The following is a 16,644-nucleotide window of genomic DNA, read 5'->3' as shown; positions in this document are numbered from 1 at the left end:
AGAATTCCCCCATGCAACTGCAAAAGCATCCCCCTTTTTTCGTGGCCACGGCCGCGGGTGAACCCTGCTCACTGATCCCCAGCGACTTTGAGCCTGCTCACTGGCAAGGGGTGAGTGCCGTCACTGGCACCTCCAAGGGGCGCTACACCACCTGGTTTGTGCGCCACCCAGAGGCAAATCAGGACTGGGTGCTGCGACATTACTGGCGCGGCGGACTGATGGAAAAGTTCAGTAAAGATAAATACCTGTACACAGGTATGGCGAATACCCGCGCCATCGCAGAGCTGGCTTTGCTTGAAAAACTCCATGCAGAGGGCTTTCCCGTACCCCGCCCAGTGGGTGCCAGGGTACGTCGATATGGTCTCTGGTACAGCGCCGACATCCTGATTGAGCGGATGCCGGGGTGTCGCGACCTGCTGGCCTGGCTGGAACAAGGTCCATTGGATGAGGCTGAGTGGAAAGCACTGGGGGCTTGCATCGCCCGATTTCATCGCCGCGGCGTCTACCATGCCGATCTCAACGCCAAAAATATCCTCAAGGGGCCGCAGGGCTTTGCGCTGATTGATTTTGACCGGGGTGAAATCCGCACACCATCAAATAGCTGGCAGCAAGCTAACCTGTCCAGACTGAGACGTTCTTTTGATAAAGAAAAAGGCAAGCTTCCCTCGCTTGCCTTCGATGAATCCTGCTGGCAATGGCTGCTGGAGGGTTACGCCGCGGCGTAACCCAGCACCGCCAGTTGACGACTGAGCGCCCCGCGATTGCTCTCAACCACTCTGAGACCAGCTTCGCCGGCAAGGGCGCGACCATTTGTATCCTGAGCAAAGGTCAGCAACCAGTCGTTGAAGGCGTCCGGATTAGCACACAGGGTAAGATTGCCCGCCCGCTGCAGCAGCTGGGTGATTTCTTTAAAGTCCCAGTGGTTTGGCCCCATTGCCACCGGTAAGCCCATGGCTGCGGGTTCCAGGGGATTGTGGCCGCCATTTACCACCAGGGTACCACCCACAAAGGCCATATCGGCCGCACCGTACCAGGTCAAGAGCTCACCCATGGTGTCGCCAAGCAGCACCTGAGTACCCGCTGTCGGCGCTTCTCCCTCACTGCGCAGGGCCAGCTTAAAGCCACTGTCACGTATGGCACGGGCCGCGTTGGCAAACTGCTCAGGATGCCTTGGCACCATAATCAGCAGCGCCTCGGGAAACAGCTCAAGTAGTTGGCGATGGGCGCTGAGCATGGTATCGAACTCACCCGGGTGCACGCTGCCTGCCACCCACACCAGATGGTCTTGCCGTCCCCAACGTTGGCGCAGCTGCCGGGCCGCTTCACGCCGGGATGCCGGGATCTGAATATCAAACTTCAAACTGCCACACACATGTACCCGTGAGGCGTCCACTCCGAGCGTCACAAAGCGTTCTGCTTCTTTGGCCGTTTGCACCGCAATCTGGTCCAGCGACTTGAGCATGGGCACAGTGAGGGCCGCGAACTTTTGATAACTGGCGGCGGATTTTTCTGACAAGCGGGCATTGAGCAAAGATACCTTGACGCCCCGGGCCTTGGCGCCGGCGATGAGGTTTGGCCACAGCTCGGTTTCCATGATGATAAGCTCGGCGCAGCCCAATTGGTTCAAAAAGCGGTTAACGGCAAACCCAAGGTCAAAGGGTAAGTAACAATGCTGTACCCGGTCGCCAAAGGCCTTGATGACCTCTGCCGAACCCGTTGGGCTGGACGTGGTCACTGTAATTCTGAGATTTGGTCTGGCCGCCATAATGGCGCGAATTAGCGGTATCGCCGCCAGGGTTTCGCCCATGGACACGGAATGGATCAGTATGTCTGTGGGCATCAGTGCCTTAAAGCCAAATCGCTCGCCCCAGCGACCACGATAATCCGGGCTCTTTATGGCACGCTGTGCCAGGTAAAGAACCAAGAGTGGCGACAGCAGGTATAAGAGAACTGAATAGAGCAATCGAGCCATAAGTACCAAGAGATGCATGAGTTTTGCCTGATGAATTACGGCAATGTTAACATAAGCCGGGATGCAGGAATAAGCACAGAGCGATTAGCCAGGAAGCGGCGCGCCATAATAAAGACAGGATACCCATGAAAACCCGCGACAAAATTATTCAGGCCAGCCTGGAGCTCTTTAACGAGCATGGCGAGCGCACCATCACCACCAATCATATCGCTGCCCATCTGGATATCAGCCCCGGCAACCTCTACTACCACTTCCGCAACAAGGAAGACATCATCCGCTGCATCTTCGACCAGTACGAACAACATCTGCTGCTGGGCTTTAAGCCCTATGCAGATCAGAAGGTCGACCTTGAACTGCTGATGAGCTATTTCGATGCCATGTTCTACACCATGTGGCAGTTCCGCTTTATGTACGCCAACCTGGCCGACATTCTCGCGAGGGATGAAACCCTTAAAGCCCGTTATCTCAAGGTGCAGCAAGCGGTGCTGGAACAGTCGATTGCTGTTCTCAATCAATTGAAAAAAGACGGTATTTTACAAATCGAAGACGAGCGCATTGCCGATTTGGCTGACACCATCAAGATGATTATCGGCTTTTGGATCAGCTACAAGCTGACCCAGTCCAGCATTGCCACCATCAGCAAGGCATCGCTCTACGAAGGTCTGTTACGGGTACTGATGATTTTCAAGGCCTATTCCACCCCGGATTCAGTGGCCAATTTCGATCGTCTCGAGCAGCATTTTCGCTCTCAAACCAACTGATACAGGCCTCTACCCTTCACCTCTGGCCAACTTGATGATCCGGTGACATTTTCAGCGTCACCGGACTACAATCAAACAATATCCGCGCGGCATACCCCAAGGTTACAAATTAGTTTTTTTTATGTGAAAACCCTACCAGCCCTAGCGCAATTTATGCGGCCATTGGTGCATCAAAAATAAGCTGCGGGCCGATTGGGTTTAGGGGTAGAATGCCGCCACTCCAACAAAAGCAGAATAAAGTTAACTAAGGAGAGACCAGTGGCATCAACCTCATTCTACGAGCAGATCAAACAACAACTCGCCGACGTTAAGGCCGAAGGCCTCTACAAAAGCGAGCGCGTGATCGTCTCACCGCAACAGACTGCAATTAAGGTTGGCAGCGATGAAGTAATCAACTTCTGCGCCAACAACTATCTGGGCCTGGCCAACCACCCTGAGCTGGTCAAAGCCGCGCAGGCCGGACTGGCCGACCACGGCTTCGGCATGGCCTCAGTTCGCTTTATCTGCGGCACCCAGGACATCCACAAACAGCTGGAAGCCAAACTGTCTGAATTCCTCGGCACCGAAGACACCATCCTGTATTCCTCATGCTTCGATGCCAACGCCGGCCTGTTCGAAACCCTGCTCGGCCCCGAAGATGCCATCGTCTCCGATGCACTGAACCACGCCTCTATCATCGATGGTGTGCGTCTGTGTAAAGCCATGCGTTTCCGCTATGCCAACAACGACATGGCCGATCTGGAAACCCAGCTTAAGGCAGCCCGCGATGCCGGTGCACGCCATATCCTGATTGCCACCGATGGTGTGTTCTCCATGGATGGCGTGATTGCCAACCTCAAGGGTGTGTGCGACCTCGCCGACCAATACGGCGCACTGGTGATGGTAGACGACTCCCACGCCGTGGGCTTTATCGGCCAAAATGGCCGTGGCACCCACGAGTACTGTGGCGTGATGGACCGTGTAGACATCATTACAGGTACCCTGGGTAAGGCCCTTGGCGGCGCCTCGGGTGGTTACACCTCGGGTAAAAAAGAGGTGATCGACTGGCTGCGTCAGCGTTCGCGCCCGTATCTGTTCTCCAACTCACTGGCACCATCCATCGTGGCCGCTTCTATCCGCGTATTGGATATGCTTAAAGAAGGCCAGGCCCTGCGTGAAGCGGTGTGGGAAAACAGCCGTTATTTCCGCGAGCAAATGTCTGCCGCCGGTTTCAAGCTCGCCGGTGCCGACCACGCCATTGTTCCTGTGATGCTGGGCGACGCAAAGCTGGCTGCCGATTTCTCGGCCCGCCTGCTGAAAGAAGATATTTACGTGATTGGTTTCTCCTTCCCTGTGGTGCCAAAGGGCCAGGCCCGTATCCGCACCCAGATGTCTGCCGCCCACACCCGTGCGCAGCTGGACAAGGCCATTGAAGCCTTCACCCGTATTGGTAAGGAAATGGGCATCATCTGATGTCCGTTTTGGAGTAAGCACATGAAAGCACTTGCTAAACTCAAGCCTGAAGAAGGCATTTGGATGGTTGATGCCCCCAAGCCGGAAATGGGCCACAACGATCTGCTGATTAAAATCCGTAAAACCGCCATCTGCGGCACCGACGTGCATATCTACAACTGGGACGAGTGGTCACAAAAAACCATTCCTGTGCCTATGGTGGTAGGCCACGAATACGTGGGTGAAGTGGTTGGTATCGGCCAGGAAGTCCGAGGCTTCAAGATTGGCGACCGCGTATCCGGTGAAGGCCATATCACCTGTGGCCACTGCCGCAATTGCCGCGCCGGCCGCACCCATCTGTGCCGCAACACCACCGGCGTGGGTGTAAACCGCGAAGGCTCTTTCGCCGAATATCTGGTGATCCCGGCCTTTAACGCGTTCAAAGTCCCCGATGATATCAGCGACGATCTGGCCGCTATCTTCGATCCATTCGGTAACGCGGTGCACACGGCACTGTCGTTCGACCTGGTGGGTGAAGACGTGCTCATCACTGGTGCAGGCCCCATCGGCATCATGGCTGCAGCCGTGTGCCGCCATGTGGGTGCCCGCCATGTGGTGATCACCGACGTTAACGAGTACCGTTTGGAGCTGGCCCGTAAGATGGGTGCCACCCGTGCAGTTAACGTGGCCAAGGAAAACCTCAAAGACGTGATGAAAGAGCTCGGCATGACCGAAGGCTTCGATGTGGGCCTGGAAATGTCCGGCGTTCCTGCTGCCTTCCATGCCATGCTGGACACCATGAACCACGGCGGCAAAATTGCCATGCTGGGTATTCCCGGCGGCGAAATGGCCATCGACTGGAGCAAGGTGATCTTCAAGGGACTCATCATCAAGGGCATCTACGGCCGTGAAATGTTTGAGACCTGGTACAAGATGGCCAGCCTGCTGCAATCGGGCCTGGACTTGTCCCCCATTGTTACCCACCACTTCAAAGTGGACGACTTCCAGCAAGGCTTCGACGCCATGCGTTCCGGCCAATCCGGTAAAGTCATCCTCAGCTGGGATTAATCTCCCGTAAGCGCGTGCAAACCACAACGGGTGTGCACGGCTTAGCTATCCCAACAGGGCACTGTACAGACTGCAGTGCCCTGTTGCACACTACCCCTGTCGCTTTTCATTTACCGAGGATCTCATGTCTGCTTTCAAGCATCTGAGCGTCAACGAACTCATTCACATGCGCACCGAGCAAGGTACTGATGTACAAATTGCCGATATCCGCGATCCCCAGAGCTTTGCCAATGGCCACATAGAGGGTGCTGTAAACCTGAGCAACGATAACCTGGCCCGCTTTATCGCCGAATCCGATATGGATAAGCCCCTGGTGGTGGTGTGCTATCACGGTATCAGCAGCCAGAATGCCGCCGCCTATTTGGTGGAGCAGGGTTTCGACCAGGTGTACAGCCTCGATGGCGGTTACAGCGCCTGGCATATGGCCAATCTCTGATGGAATTCGGCCGACTGCCCAACGCCAGAGCGGCTCAGGCCCTGGTGGATTACCTCAAGAGCCGGGGTATCGACTGCCATATCAGCCCGGTTGCCGAGGGCGTGAGCCTGTCGGTTGTTAAGCCACAGGATCTGGCTGCAGCACAGGCCGAATTCGAGAATTTCCTGCGTCATCCAGGTGATGAAAAATACCTGGCGGCATCCTGGGAAACCGGCAGTACAGACACTCAACTTAACTACGGATCTCCCGGTCTTGCGCTGCTGAGCCGCTTTGTGACCGCAGCCGGCCCCATCACCCTCACGATATTTGCGTTGTGCATACTGGTGTACGGCGCCTTTAATCTGGGCTTTGCCGAACCCACCTACGCACTGCTGAGCTTTTTCGGCGCCAGCGGCACCGACCAAAGTGCCGAGATCTGGCGCGTCTTCACCCCGACCCTGATGCATTTTTCACTGATGCATATCAGCTTTAATCTCTTGTGGTGGTGGTATCTGGGCGGAAAAATTGAAACCCGTATCGGCTCCTGGCCACTGATGATATTGCTGCTTGTGGCCGGCACCCTGCCCAACCTCATTCAGTATTATGTTTCGGGCCCTAACTTTGGTGGTTTGTCCGGGGTTGTGTATGCGGTCGCAGGCTACACCTTTGTGATGGGTATAAGAAAGCCCTCAGCAGGAATTGATTTACCGCCGAGCTACATGGGCTTTATGTTGGTTTGGTTGGTGCTGGGCTTCTTTGATTTTCTTGGGCTGTCCATGGCCAATGGCGCCCACCTGGGTGGACTCTCGGTAGGCCTGCTTCAGGGGTTTTGGGACAGTCGCCGACGCTAGCTAGCAGTCAAGAACGAGCCTTATATCCTTAAAACCCCTGTTGGCGACTGCATAGTTTGGCCTATCAGGCCATCGACAGTACTTTGTTAACCAGCTTTTCAATGCCCGAATGCGCCTCGGCAATGTTGCCTGCCAACATATATGCCGGAGTGCTCACTATCTTGTTGGCGTCGTCCACCACTATCTCGTGTACAGACGCATCACGATGATCGCCGCCCATGTTACAAAAGGCTTCGCTGGTCCCCTTATCGTGACCAATTGTACCAATGGCGCCCTTGCCATAGAGCTTGGGGATCATCACAGGGGCAATACAGATAAAGCCCACCGGCTTTTTCGCCAGGGCGAACTCAGCAATGAAGTCACGCACCTCAGGCGCCACATCACAATCGGCGCCAACCAGGGCAAAATTGCACAGGTTCTTTGCAGCGCCAAAACCACCAGGAATGATGAGTGCATCGAAGCCGGCCACGTCGAGCTCTGTGGTTGCCTTGATATCGCCCCGGGCAATACGCGCGGCCTCAACCAACACGTTGCGATGCTCGTCTTTGGCAACCTCGCCGGAAAGGTGATTGACCACGTGCAACTGAGGAATATCCGGGGCAAAACACTGATAACGGGCGCCAGCCTTGGTCAGGGAAAGTAATGTCAGTACTGCTTCGTGAATTTCACTGCCATCGAATACACCACACCCCGCCAAGAGTACTGCGATATTTTTCATAAAAAATTCCCTCTTATGTAATTTGGTTTTAACAAGATGGTCACATATTGATTGATTTGATTAAAAATCGTGCTAAGTTATTTCATCAGCTTCGGCATGGCACAGGATGTAGCATCGCTCGCCAGGTTGATAAAAACAACCAACAAAGAAATCCACAGATCAGGATGATTTAACGGAATTGCCATACGCCTCACAGAAACAAAAATAATATATAATAATCAACAACATAAAAACATGTTCTTCAGCCTTATCGAAAAACACTCCTATTTGTTGTTCTTTTAGCTCACAGACTTATCCACAAGCCGTGAGCCGCTTGCTGTGGCTGAATTCCTGTATCTGTGGCATGCTAAGCCCCCAAGAATCCATGGACTGTTGAAGCCGAATCTATGCCTGATATTGCCAGCAACCCGCTCATCCTTGTGGATGGTTCTTCCTACCTGTATCGCGCCTATTATGCACCCCCACATTTAACCAACTCCAAGGGCGAAGCCACCGGCGCCGTCTATGGCGTGGTTAACATGCTGCGCAGTCTGCTGTCCCGCTATCGGCCAACGCAAATGGCAGTAGTATTCGATGCAAAGGGGCCGACATTCCGCAATGAAATGTATCAGGAATACAAGGCTCACCGCCCACCGATGCCGGATGATCTGCGCAGCCAGATTGCACCGCTGCACCGCATTATCAAGGCGCTGGGCATTCCCTTAATCAGTATTCCCGGCGTAGAAGCCGACGACGTAATCGGTACTATCGCGATGCAAGCCGGGAATGAAGGCCGCAGCGTACTCATCAGTACCGGCGATAAAGACATGGCACAGCTGGTTAATGAGCACATCACCCTTATTAACACCATGACCGACACCATACTCGGCCCAGAAGAAGTGACGACCAAGTTTGGTGTGGGGCCAGAGCTTATCATCGACCTGCTGGCGATGATGGGCGATAAGGCAGATAACATCCCCGGCCTGCCCGGAGTCGGTGAAAAGACCGCGCTGGCCATGCTGACCGGCGCCGGAGGCGTAGCCAAGCTGCTCTCCGACCCCGACTGTGTCACTGAGCTCGGTTTTCGCGGCGCCAAAACCATGGCCGCAAAAATTCGCGACAATGCGGAAATGTTGGAGCTGTCCTACAAGCTCGCTACCATCAAGACCGATGTTGAACTCGAGCAAGATTGGCACCAGTTATCATTGAGTGAGCCAAACCGTGACGAACTCATTGCCTGCTATGGTGAGATGGAGTTCAAACGCTGGCTGGCGGAAGTGCTGGACAACAAGTCGCCCATTGGCGCCAGGTCCTCAGTATCCACAGACAGCCAGGAGACCAGTGAAGCACCTGTCGCTGCCGCCATTGAGACTCAGTACGAAACCCTGCTGACCGAAGCCGAGCTGGATGCGTGGCTGGCGTGCCTCAGTAAGGCCGAACTCATCGCCGTGGATACCGAAACCACCAGTCTCGACTATATGCAGGCCGAGTTGGTCGGTCTGTCGTTTGCCACCGAACCCGGCAAGGCTGCGTACCTGCCGCTGGGTCACGACTATCCCGGCGCACCGGATCAGCAGCCACGTGAAGCCACCCTGGCTAAGTTAAAGCCCCTGCTTGAAAATCCGGACATTAAAAAGGTTGGCCAAAACCTCAAGTACGATATGAGTGTGCTGGCCAACGCGGGTATCCAGCTCAGGGGTGTGGCCTTTGACACCATGCTGGAGTCCTACGTGTTCAACTCGGTGGCGAGCCGCCACGACATGGACGGTCTTGCCCTCAAGTATCTGGGGCACAAAAACATCGGCTTCGAAGACATTGCCGGTAAAGGCGCTAAACAGCTCACATTCAATCAAATTGCCTTGGAACAGGCCGCACCCTATGCGGCAGAAGATGCCGATATCACCTTAAGGCTGCACCAGCATCTGTGGCCACGCCTGATTAAAGAAGAAGGCCTGGAACGTGTATTTACCGAGCTCGAGCTGCCACTGATTGATGTGCTCTCAGACATAGAACGTCGCGGCGTGCTCATTGACAGCATGTTGCTCGGTCAACAAAGCGAAGAGCTGGCACGCAAGATTGATGAGCTTGAGCAAAAGGCCCATGAGATTGCCGGTGAGCCATTTAATCTGTCGTCTACCAAGCAGTTGCAGGAACTGTTTTTCACCAAGCTGGGTTATCCCGTCATCAAAAAGACCCCAAAGGGTGCCCCTTCAACTGCCGAAGAGGTGCTGGTTGAGTTGGCGCTGGACTATCCGCTGCCGAAAATTATCCTCGAGCACCGCAGCCTTACCAAGCTTAAGAGTACCTATACAGACAAGCTGCCGCTGATGATCAACGGCCGCACGGGCCGGGTTCACACCAGCTACCATCAGGCCAACGCCGCTACGGGTCGTTTGTCGTCCAGCGACCCGAACCTGCAGAACATCCCTATTCGCACCGAAGAAGGCCGTCGTATTCGTCAGGCCTTTGTGGCGCCCGAGGGCAAGCGCATTCTTGCGGCTGACTATTCACAGATTGAACTGAGGATCATGGCGCACCTGTCGCAGGACGAGGGCTTGCTGCGCGCTTTTGCCGAAGGCAAAGACATTCACCGGGCTACCGCCGCAGAAGTATTTGATGTGGCATTTGAAACAGTGACGTCTGAGCAGCGCCGCCGCGCCAAGGCAGTGAATTTCGGCCTTATTTATGGCATGTCAGCCTTCGGCCTGGCGCGCCAGCTGGATATCCCCCGCAATGAGGCACAAAGCTATATAGATACCTACTTCAAGCGCTACCCCGGCGTGCTCAAGTACATGGAAGAAACCCGCGCCATGGCCTCCGAGCAGGGCTATGTGGAGACTCTATTTGGCCGCCGCCTGTATTTGCCGGAAATTCGTGACCGCAACGCCATGCGCAGGCAGGCTGCCGAGCGCGCTGCCATTAACGCCCCCATGCAGGGCACGGCCGCTGACATCATCAAGAAGGCCATGATTGCTATTCAACACTGGATTAAGACCGAGACCCAGGGTGAAATCCAGATGATCATGCAGGTACACGATGAACTGGTGTTTGAAGTAGATGCCGATAAGGCCGATGCACTGAAAGACAAGGTGTGTGAACTGATGGCGCAGGCGGCAAGCCTCGACGTGCCCCTGCTGGCCGAAGCAGGCCTTGGCGACAACTGGGATCAGGCCCACTGATAGCATACATTTGCCCGCTGGCTGCAAGCTGTTGCCGCCAGCGGCCTCTTCATCTGAGTAAATCAAATCCCAGGGCGCGCAGCATCGCAATTGGCAAACCGCTTTGGTTGATATCAACATCCAGAAACGGCGTTCCCTGAACTGGATGAATGCAACAGCACGGCGCCCTGCCGGCTTCCGCTCCTCGTTCAAGGCCCCCTAAAGACCCCCAAGTGCCCCCATAGCGAGTCTGAGTGCTGCACTTCGGCCAACCCCAACAGTCTTAACCACCGAACAATCCGTACCGTATCCGGCAAACAAACCCACTTTCGAGCAAATACTCTGGATGTAGCCTTTTGATCAAAAAGATTCCTAAAATACCGGACAAACAACTAAGTTACTGTTTATGCATCTTATATTGTAATTTTTAGATCAAATAAAGCTGCTTAAATGAGCGTTTTGATGCGATCGACCTCACATTATTATCTCTTTTTCAAAAAAACTGTTTTCATATTACAGCCATTTGGAGTATTATTCTTGGCGTAGGGTACAGAGGTTAAGATGTTCTATCTTTCAGACCTTTATTTCACTTGATAGTGATGCCAAATAATGGCGCCCCAGCATCTCGTATGCTGGGGCTTTTTTTATGCCCTGAAAAATTTTTAGAGTTTTTACTTTAAATCCACGGAGAGAGTGGATAAGATGTGTTCATTGAGAGCCATCGAAGCAGTTTGGTGGTACTTGAGTCTTGTTGAATTTTTTAGCTTCTCCCCAAAAGAGCTAAGACTTTGCGCCGATGGCTGGTCCGTCGGCGTTTTTTTATGCCCGATAAACCCAGACTGCTGACAACAGGCAATAAAAAACGCCGCTATCGCGGCGCTTATCCATGGGATACGGCATTAGTCTTCGGCTTGCTCCAACTCTTCGACCAACCAATCCGGGTGACACCAGGCGTCCAGAATCGCCAGCACTTTGGGCTTACCTGTGCCCTTCAAGGCTGAAAATGGCTCCACCGATACCCAATCGCCAAATTCTGCCAGTTCTTTACGCACCGCATTGACGGTTTTCATCTTCTCACTCTGACCCAGTTTGTCGGCCTTGGTAAGCAATGCCAGTACCGGTATTTCACTGGCAACAGACCATTCAATCATCTGCCGGTCGAGATCTTTCAGTGGGTGACGAATATCCATTAACACCACCACGCCACTCAGGCAGGCACGCTTCTGCAGGTACTCACCCAGGGCATTTTGCCATTTGTGTTTCATCTCCAGCGGCACCTTGGCAAATCCATAACCGGGCAAGTCCACCAAACGACGCTGAGCATCGAGCTCAAATACGTTAATCAGCTGGGTGCGCCCTGGGGTTTTACTGGTACGGGCCAAGCTTTTTTGTTCTGTCAGGGCATTGAGTGCACTGGACTTTCCGGCGTTGGAACGGCCGGCAAAGGCGATTTCTACGCCAACATCACCCGGCAGATGCTTGTCCAGATGGGCAATATCCGGTGCACTGATCAAAAATTTGGCTTGGCGAAAATCGATACGGGTTTGATTCACTGTGGACTCCGGATAATTGTCAGGCTGGGGCAGAATTTGTCGAAGAATTGCTTACTTTTGCACGTTTTCGTGTAAAATATTGCCCCGATCACATATACGCTATATTACCACGCTTGCGGGCCAGGCCGGTAAGCTCGGGACAATAATCTTAACAAGAAGTTGGAACGCTATGAAAAAGTTAGCTCTTGCGCTGTCTGTTTTCGCTGCTATGTCTACCAATGCGATGGCTGAAGGTGATGCGGCGGCGGGTCAATCCAAAGCGGCTCTGTGCGTTGCCTGTCACGGCGCCGATGGCAACAGCATGATCGACATGTACCCCAAGCTGGCCGGTCAACACGCTAAGTACCTGGAAAAGCAATTGCACGAATTCCAAAGTGCCATGAAGACCGGCGGCAAAGAAGGCCGTATGGATCCGATCATGGGTGGCATGGTGATGACCCTGAATGAACAGGACATGGCTGATTTGGCTGCTTTCTTTGCAAGCCAGACTCAAACCCACTCGCCAGTTGCCGATGTACCCGCTCTGGGTGAGCAGCTGTACAAGGGTGGCGACATGTCTCGTGGTATTACTGCCTGTATCGCCTGCCACGGGCCGGATGGCAAAGGTACCGAGCAAGCCGGTTTCCCAATGGTTGCTGGCCAACATGCCAACTACATCAAGATCCAGCTGACCAAGTTCCGCGACAAGTCTCGTACCAACGACCTGAACGGTATGATGCAGGATGTGGCGAAAAAGCTGAGCGATGCTGACATCGACGCACTGTCCAAGTACCTTGCTAATCTGAAGTAAGTTTTGATACAGATAAAGGGTGACTGAGTTCGCCCTTTTATTTTGCGGCAAAGTTGACGTTTACGTAAACTGATTATATTTTCACTTGACACTGATCACGGTTTTCGCTTTAATGTCCGTCGTACCAAAGCGAACCCAGCTGTATGCGCAAAAATCATACTAACAACATACAGGTTTCGGTACTGTTTACATTCAAGATATAAGAATAAAGTCAAGCAATAACAATAATATTACTAAGCCCACTCGCAAATAATAATAATGAGTAGTGATTTCGTGATGAAGTCCGGGTGAAATCAAATAAGGGAACGCCACGTTTGGCATCTTGCTGTTTAGCACTCCCCTTAAAAGTTCAGGGATACTCAACCAAATGGAACTCTGTGCTCTGCATAGAGATGCAACGGAAGCGACATGCTTTGGATGCGCCGGCTGGATGCTGTAATCACTGGAAGGTAACTGCTACAGGGATGGTTTACTCAGCGTCAATGATGACGGGTTGGATAGCAGATGTGTCATGAAGACCATCTACGGAAGCTGTGGTCAGGATGGCGACAGGTTTAGAAAGTGTCTGGACGACCAAAAACGAGAAATTTCCGCAAGGAAAGCAGTAAAAAAAAGATGGATCTGACCGGGAAAGTCACATAGCAAGTATGGATACTTGGAATCAGGATAAGGTGCTGAGGCACCGTGTTGAGGCGGCAGTCTAACTGCCGCCTTTTTTCTTTTGTGCATGTTATACTGCCACTGCCTTGGTAAACCTCAAGCGAACCCTTTCAATGCGACGTTGCCCCCTGTGCCTCAAGCTGGACACCCGGTTATTCCATCAGGACAAAAAACGCAGTTTCCATCGTTGTGCCAGCTGTGGAATGGTGTTTGCTGATGGCGCAACCCATTTACCGCCACAGGCAATTCGTCAACGTTACGGGCGCGGTGGCACCCAGGATAATCAACGCCAGCTGTCTCCGTTTTTATTGTCACTGCTTGAGCAAATTACAAGTCTGCATGGCATGCAGGTGCAAGGATTAAACTACGGCCGGGTGTTGGACGCCGAGAGCCACAGACAAGTGGAATCAGCAGGCCACGCACTGCGCCATTACGATCCCTTTACGGCACCGAATCCCGATGCCTTGCAAATACAATACGACTTTATTTGTTGTTTCAGGGTGTTTGAACATTTTGCTGCACCCCATCGGGAATGGCAGCTCTTTTGCCGCTTACTGAAAGCCGGTGGCTTTTTGGCAATCAGCACCAGGATGCTGGCGAATCCATCACGCTTTGGTAAATGGCACCATAAGAATAACCCGGCCCATGTCAGCTTTCCCTGTCGGGAAACCTTCGAATATTTGGCTGCTGACAGTGGCTTTCGGCTAATATTTGCCGAAAATGACTTCATCCTGATGCAAAAACCATCGGGATCTGCTATAAAACGCGACCCAATTTCATGCCCTGCCCTGTGAGCCGGGCTGTTCAAGGCATTTCGGAGTTAGAGACCCATGACCCGTATCAAGAAGACACGCAAAGCTGGCGGAACAGCCCCCAAGCAGGCACCTCGCACCCCCAAGTCCGAGCGCGTGCAATCCTCAAAAAAACGCGACACTGGTAATAAGTCCGGTAGCCGTCAGAATCCAGGTACCGAAAAGCAAGGCAACCGCGGTAGCAAGGGCAAACAGGATCCACGTCTTGGCAGCAAAAAGCCTGTGGCACTTGAACTGGCACCCCAAACTCAGCCTCAGGTGAAGGCGCCTAAACCCAAGCAGCCAAAACTGAGCGATGAGCAGCTGCTGCTCAAACTCGAAGAAGACCCACGTCTGAACGAACTGCTGGATCGTCTGGAAGAAGGCCGAGTCCTCGGCGCCGACGATCAGCGCTGGCTCGACGAGCAGTTATCCAAGATTGAAGTCTTGATGGAAAAACTGGGTATTACCGATATCGAAGACGCTCAGGCAGAAGACAGGGATGACGATGATGCCCTGCTGGCAAGATTCGAATCCGGCGCAGATGTACTCAAGCAGTACCAGGATCAAGACTGAGAGTTGAGGAGTGACCATGCCAACCTTGCTTATCGTTTTGGGTTCGCTGATTGTACTGGTCCTCGCTGCTTATGCGGCCAGCCTGCTGTGGAAGCTTAAAAAGCAAACCCAGGCCCGGGAAGCTGCCATTGCGGAGCGCAAGGCCGCAGCCGACAAACGCCGTGAAGAGATCTTCACCGATATCCGCTATATCGCTCTGGCGATGTTGGAAGACAGATGCGAAATATCTGAAGGCGTAGTGCGTATTGCCAAGCTGTTCGAAGTCTTGTCGCTGTCAGAGCGCGTCAGTAACGACTACCCCGCACTCTTTCGCCATTTCGAGCGCATTCGCCATCATCCGATAATGGAGCAGCGTAAAGCCCTGCCGAAACCGGAGCGGATGAAGCTCGACTTTGAACGCATGAAATCTGAGGCAGAACTGACAGAAGATATCCTCGAAGACGCCAAGCGTCTGAAAGATTTTAAACTGGCGGCGAGTCACTGAAGCTCGGCTTCACTCCATCAAAAAGGGCGCAGATGCGCCCTTTTTATGTGCGGTCTACTTCACTCGAACGCCGTCTTTAATCACCAGGTCAACGGCCTCCAGCAAGGCGATATTTTCCAGTGGATTTCCTTTTACTCCGGTCACATCGGCCAACATGCCCGCTTTTAATGTACCTATGTCTGACTGACCAAGTACTCTGGCGGCAACAGAGGTGGCCGACTGAATCGCCGCCATGGGTGGCATACCGGCATCGACCATCAGGGTAAACTCACGGCCGTTACGTCCGTGCTCATACACACCGGCATCTGTACCGAAGGCGATGGTCACTCCGGCCTTGTATGCCTTGGCAAAGGTTCCCTGGATCTTGGGGCCGATTGCCGCTGCCTTGGGCCTCACAACTTCCGGGAAATAGCCGTCGATTTTTGCTTTGTCGGCCACAAACTCTCCCGCCAGCAACGTGGGCACCAGCGCCACATTGTGTTTTTTCATCAAGGGGAACAGCTCCTCATCCATGTAGGTGCCGTGCTCTATGGTGTTCACACCGGCCAGAATCGCCCGCTTCATCCCATCTTTACCGTGGGCATGCACGGCTACTTTAAAGCCGTAATCCTTGGCAGCGGCCACAATGGCCTTGAGCTCTTCATCGGTAAATTGGGGGTTTTCCCCGCACTTGGCCACGGAGAGCACGCCACCGGTCGCGGTAATCTTAATCAGGTCGGAACCGTCTTTATAGCGCTGGCGCACAGCCTTATAGGCATCGGCAGGACCATTAATCACCCCTTCCTTTGGTCCGGGGTCGCCCACCAGCTCCTGGTTGCGACCGTTGGTCTTATCGGCATGACCGCCCGTGGTGCCAATGCTGGTACCTGCGGTAAATATCCTTGGGCCTTCCACCCAACCCTTGTTTATCGCATTTCGAAGAGCAATAGAGCCGAGCCCGGCATCACCCAGGTCGCGCACCGTGGTAAAACCGGCATTCAGGGTGCGTTTGCCATACATCACCCCACGCAGGGCCACATCGGCAGGATTGAGGGTATAGGGCTCGAGGTAAGAGTCTTTGCTGCCCTGAAACGTCAGATGGGTGTGCATATCGATAAAGCCCGGCATCAGGGTGCCATCGCGCCAATCTATCACAGTGTCGCCTTCAGCCGGGGCGCGAAATCCTTTCTCAATGGCCTGAATGCGATTTCCATCCAGCACCAGTGTCGCCTCCCGCACTGGCTTGGCCGCCTCACCATCGATGATACTTCCCGCGTGGATGAGTGTCAGCGCGTGAGCATTCACACATAAAGTCCATAAAGTGACAGACAAGAGCGCCTTTTTCATGGATATTCCTTCTCCTGTGACGAAATTTACAACCTGGATCAAGGTTATTTGATCTTAAAGTCTTCATACTTCGCCCATTGCTAAATTACCGGAGGACACGACTTGAAGCAG

15 protein-coding genes are annotated in these 16,644 nt (G+C 53.4%); 11 read left to right on the top strand and 4 right to left on the bottom strand.

Annotated elements, in window-relative coordinates:
• Positions 1-11 precede the first annotated feature (11 nt).
• On the top strand, positions 12-725 hold the full coding sequence (locus JQC75_RS00485; protein WP_203325617.1) for a 3-deoxy-D-manno-octulosonic acid kinase: 714 nt from the start codon (positions 12-14) through the stop codon (positions 723-725).
• On the opposite strand, the gene waaA is transcribed toward JQC75_RS00485, so the two are convergent.
• Positions 710-1,972, bottom strand: a complete 1,263-nt coding sequence (waaA, locus tag JQC75_RS00480) for a lipid IV(A) 3-deoxy-D-manno-octulosonic acid transferase (RefSeq protein WP_203327081.1) — start codon at positions 1,970-1,972, stop codon at positions 710-712. The genes JQC75_RS00485 and waaA overlap by 16 nt on opposite strands.
• A 125-nt stretch (positions 1,973-2,097) precedes the next feature.
• On the opposite strand from waaA, the gene JQC75_RS00475 reads away from it, so the two are divergent.
• The 5 genes from JQC75_RS00475 (at position 2,098) to glpG (ending at position 6,498) form a co-directional block, all read left to right on the top strand.
• Positions 2,098-2,733, top strand: coding sequence for a TetR/AcrR family transcriptional regulator (locus JQC75_RS00475; protein ID WP_203325616.1), 636 nt, complete (start codon positions 2,098-2,100; stop codon positions 2,731-2,733).
• Positions 2,734-2,991: 258 nt separating this feature from the next.
• Positions 2,992-4,185: a glycine C-acetyltransferase gene (locus JQC75_RS00470; RefSeq protein ID WP_203325615.1), complete on the top strand. Its 1,194-nt coding sequence runs from the start codon at positions 2,992-2,994 to the stop codon at positions 4,183-4,185.
• 21 nt (positions 4,186-4,206) lie between these two features.
• A complete protein-coding gene (tdh, locus tag JQC75_RS00465; protein WP_203325614.1) occupies positions 4,207-5,232 on the top strand; it encodes an L-threonine 3-dehydrogenase in 1,026 nt (341 codons plus the stop codon).
• A 124-nt stretch (positions 5,233-5,356) separates the two neighbouring features.
• Positions 5,357-5,668 carry a thiosulfate sulfurtransferase GlpE gene (glpE, locus tag JQC75_RS00460; RefSeq protein ID WP_203325613.1) on the top strand — a complete coding sequence of 104 codons (312 nt, stop codon included), beginning with the start codon at positions 5,357-5,359 and terminating at the stop codon, positions 5,666-5,668.
• A complete protein-coding gene (gene glpG / locus JQC75_RS00455; protein WP_203327080.1) occupies positions 5,665-6,498 on the top strand; it encodes a rhomboid family intramembrane serine protease GlpG in 834 nt (277 codons plus the stop codon). The genes glpE and glpG overlap by 4 nt, the downstream gene beginning before the upstream one ends.
• A 64-nt stretch (positions 6,499-6,562) precedes the next feature.
• Here the strand turns inward: glpG and elbB are convergent, their stop codons facing one another.
• Positions 6,563-7,216, bottom strand: coding sequence for an isoprenoid biosynthesis glyoxalase ElbB (gene elbB, locus JQC75_RS00450; RefSeq protein WP_203325612.1), 654 nt, complete (start codon positions 7,214-7,216; stop codon positions 6,563-6,565).
• Between the two features lie 386 nt (positions 7,217-7,602).
• Between elbB and polA the strand changes: the two genes are divergently transcribed.
• Positions 7,603-10,374: a DNA polymerase I gene (gene polA, locus JQC75_RS00445; protein ID WP_203325611.1), complete on the top strand. Its 2,772-nt coding sequence runs from the start codon at positions 7,603-7,605 to the stop codon at positions 10,372-10,374.
• Between the two features lie 878 nt (positions 10,375-11,252).
• Here polA and yihA read toward each other — a convergent pair.
• Positions 11,253-11,906, bottom strand: a complete 654-nt coding sequence (gene yihA / locus JQC75_RS00440; protein ID WP_011758215.1) for a ribosome biogenesis GTP-binding protein YihA/YsxC — start codon at positions 11,904-11,906, stop codon at positions 11,253-11,255.
• 169 nt (positions 11,907-12,075) lie between these two features.
• On the opposite strand from yihA, the gene JQC75_RS00435 reads away from it, so the two are divergent.
• From JQC75_RS00435 to JQC75_RS00420, 4 genes are all read left to right on the top strand, one after another.
• Positions 12,076-12,696 carry a c-type cytochrome gene (locus JQC75_RS00435; RefSeq protein WP_203325610.1) on the top strand — a complete coding sequence of 207 codons (621 nt, stop codon included), beginning with the start codon at positions 12,076-12,078 and terminating at the stop codon, positions 12,694-12,696.
• A 773-nt stretch (positions 12,697-13,469) separates the two neighbouring features.
• Positions 13,470-14,150: a methyltransferase domain-containing protein gene (locus tag JQC75_RS00430; protein ID WP_203325609.1), complete on the top strand. Its 681-nt coding sequence runs from the start codon at positions 13,470-13,472 to the stop codon at positions 14,148-14,150.
• Positions 14,151-14,186: 36 nt separating this feature from the next.
• A complete protein-coding gene (yihI, locus tag JQC75_RS00425) occupies positions 14,187-14,723 on the top strand; it encodes a Der GTPase-activating protein YihI (RefSeq protein WP_203325608.1) in 537 nt (178 codons plus the stop codon).
• A 16-nt stretch (positions 14,724-14,739) separates the two neighbouring features.
• Positions 14,740-15,207, top strand: a complete 468-nt coding sequence (locus JQC75_RS00420) for a DUF2489 domain-containing protein (RefSeq protein ID WP_203325607.1) — start codon at positions 14,740-14,742, stop codon at positions 15,205-15,207.
• A 54-nt stretch (positions 15,208-15,261) separates the two neighbouring features.
• Here JQC75_RS00420 and JQC75_RS00415 read toward each other — a convergent pair whose 3' ends face one another.
• Positions 15,262-16,533 carry a metal-dependent hydrolase family protein gene (locus JQC75_RS00415; RefSeq protein WP_203325606.1) on the bottom strand — a complete coding sequence of 424 codons (1,272 nt, stop codon included), beginning with the start codon at positions 16,531-16,533 and terminating at the stop codon, positions 15,262-15,264.
• Between the last annotated feature and the right edge of the window lie 111 nt (positions 16,534-16,644).

It is taken from the genome of Shewanella litorisediminis (genome assembly GCF_016834455.1).
In the GTDB taxonomy this organism is placed as follows: Bacteria; Pseudomonadota; Gammaproteobacteria; order Enterobacterales; family Shewanellaceae; genus Shewanella; species Shewanella litorisediminis.
This window is presented reverse-complemented; position numbering and strand designations above follow the sequence as displayed.

Excerpts from the sequence above, each read along its gene's own strand:
- JQC75_RS00475 (WP_203325616.1), top strand. The coding sequence starts at position 2,098 with ATGAAAACCCGCGACAAAATTATTCAGGCCAGCCTGGAGCTCTTTAAC.
- yihI (WP_203325608.1), top strand. The coding sequence starts at position 14,187 with ATGACCCGTATCAAGAAGACACGCAAAGCTGGCGGAACAGCCCCCAAG.
- JQC75_RS00430 (WP_203325609.1), top strand. The coding sequence starts at position 13,470 with ATGCGACGTTGCCCCCTGTGCCTCAAGCTGGACACCCGGTTATTCCAT.
- JQC75_RS00485 (WP_203325617.1), top strand. The coding sequence starts at position 12 with ATGCAACTGCAAAAGCATCCCCCTTTTTTCGTGGCCACGGCCGCGGGT.
- JQC75_RS00435 (WP_203325610.1), top strand. The coding sequence starts at position 12,076 with ATGAAAAAGTTAGCTCTTGCGCTGTCTGTTTTCGCTGCTATGTCTACC.
- polA (WP_203325611.1), top strand. The coding sequence starts at position 7,603 with ATGCCTGATATTGCCAGCAACCCGCTCATCCTTGTGGATGGTTCTTCC.
- waaA (WP_203327081.1), bottom strand. The coding sequence starts at position 1,972 with ATGGCTCGATTGCTCTATTCAGTTCTCTTATACCTGCTGTCGCCACTC.
- JQC75_RS00415 (WP_203325606.1), bottom strand. The coding sequence starts at position 16,533 with ATGAAAAAGGCGCTCTTGTCTGTCACTTTATGGACTTTATGTGTGAAT.
- JQC75_RS00420 (WP_203325607.1), top strand. The coding sequence starts at position 14,740 with ATGCCAACCTTGCTTATCGTTTTGGGTTCGCTGATTGTACTGGTCCTC.
- glpE (WP_203325613.1), top strand. The coding sequence starts at position 5,357 with ATGTCTGCTTTCAAGCATCTGAGCGTCAACGAACTCATTCACATGCGC.
- elbB (WP_203325612.1), bottom strand. The coding sequence starts at position 7,216 with ATGAAAAATATCGCAGTACTCTTGGCGGGGTGTGGTGTATTCGATGGC.
- tdh (WP_203325614.1), top strand. The coding sequence starts at position 4,207 with ATGAAAGCACTTGCTAAACTCAAGCCTGAAGAAGGCATTTGGATGGTT.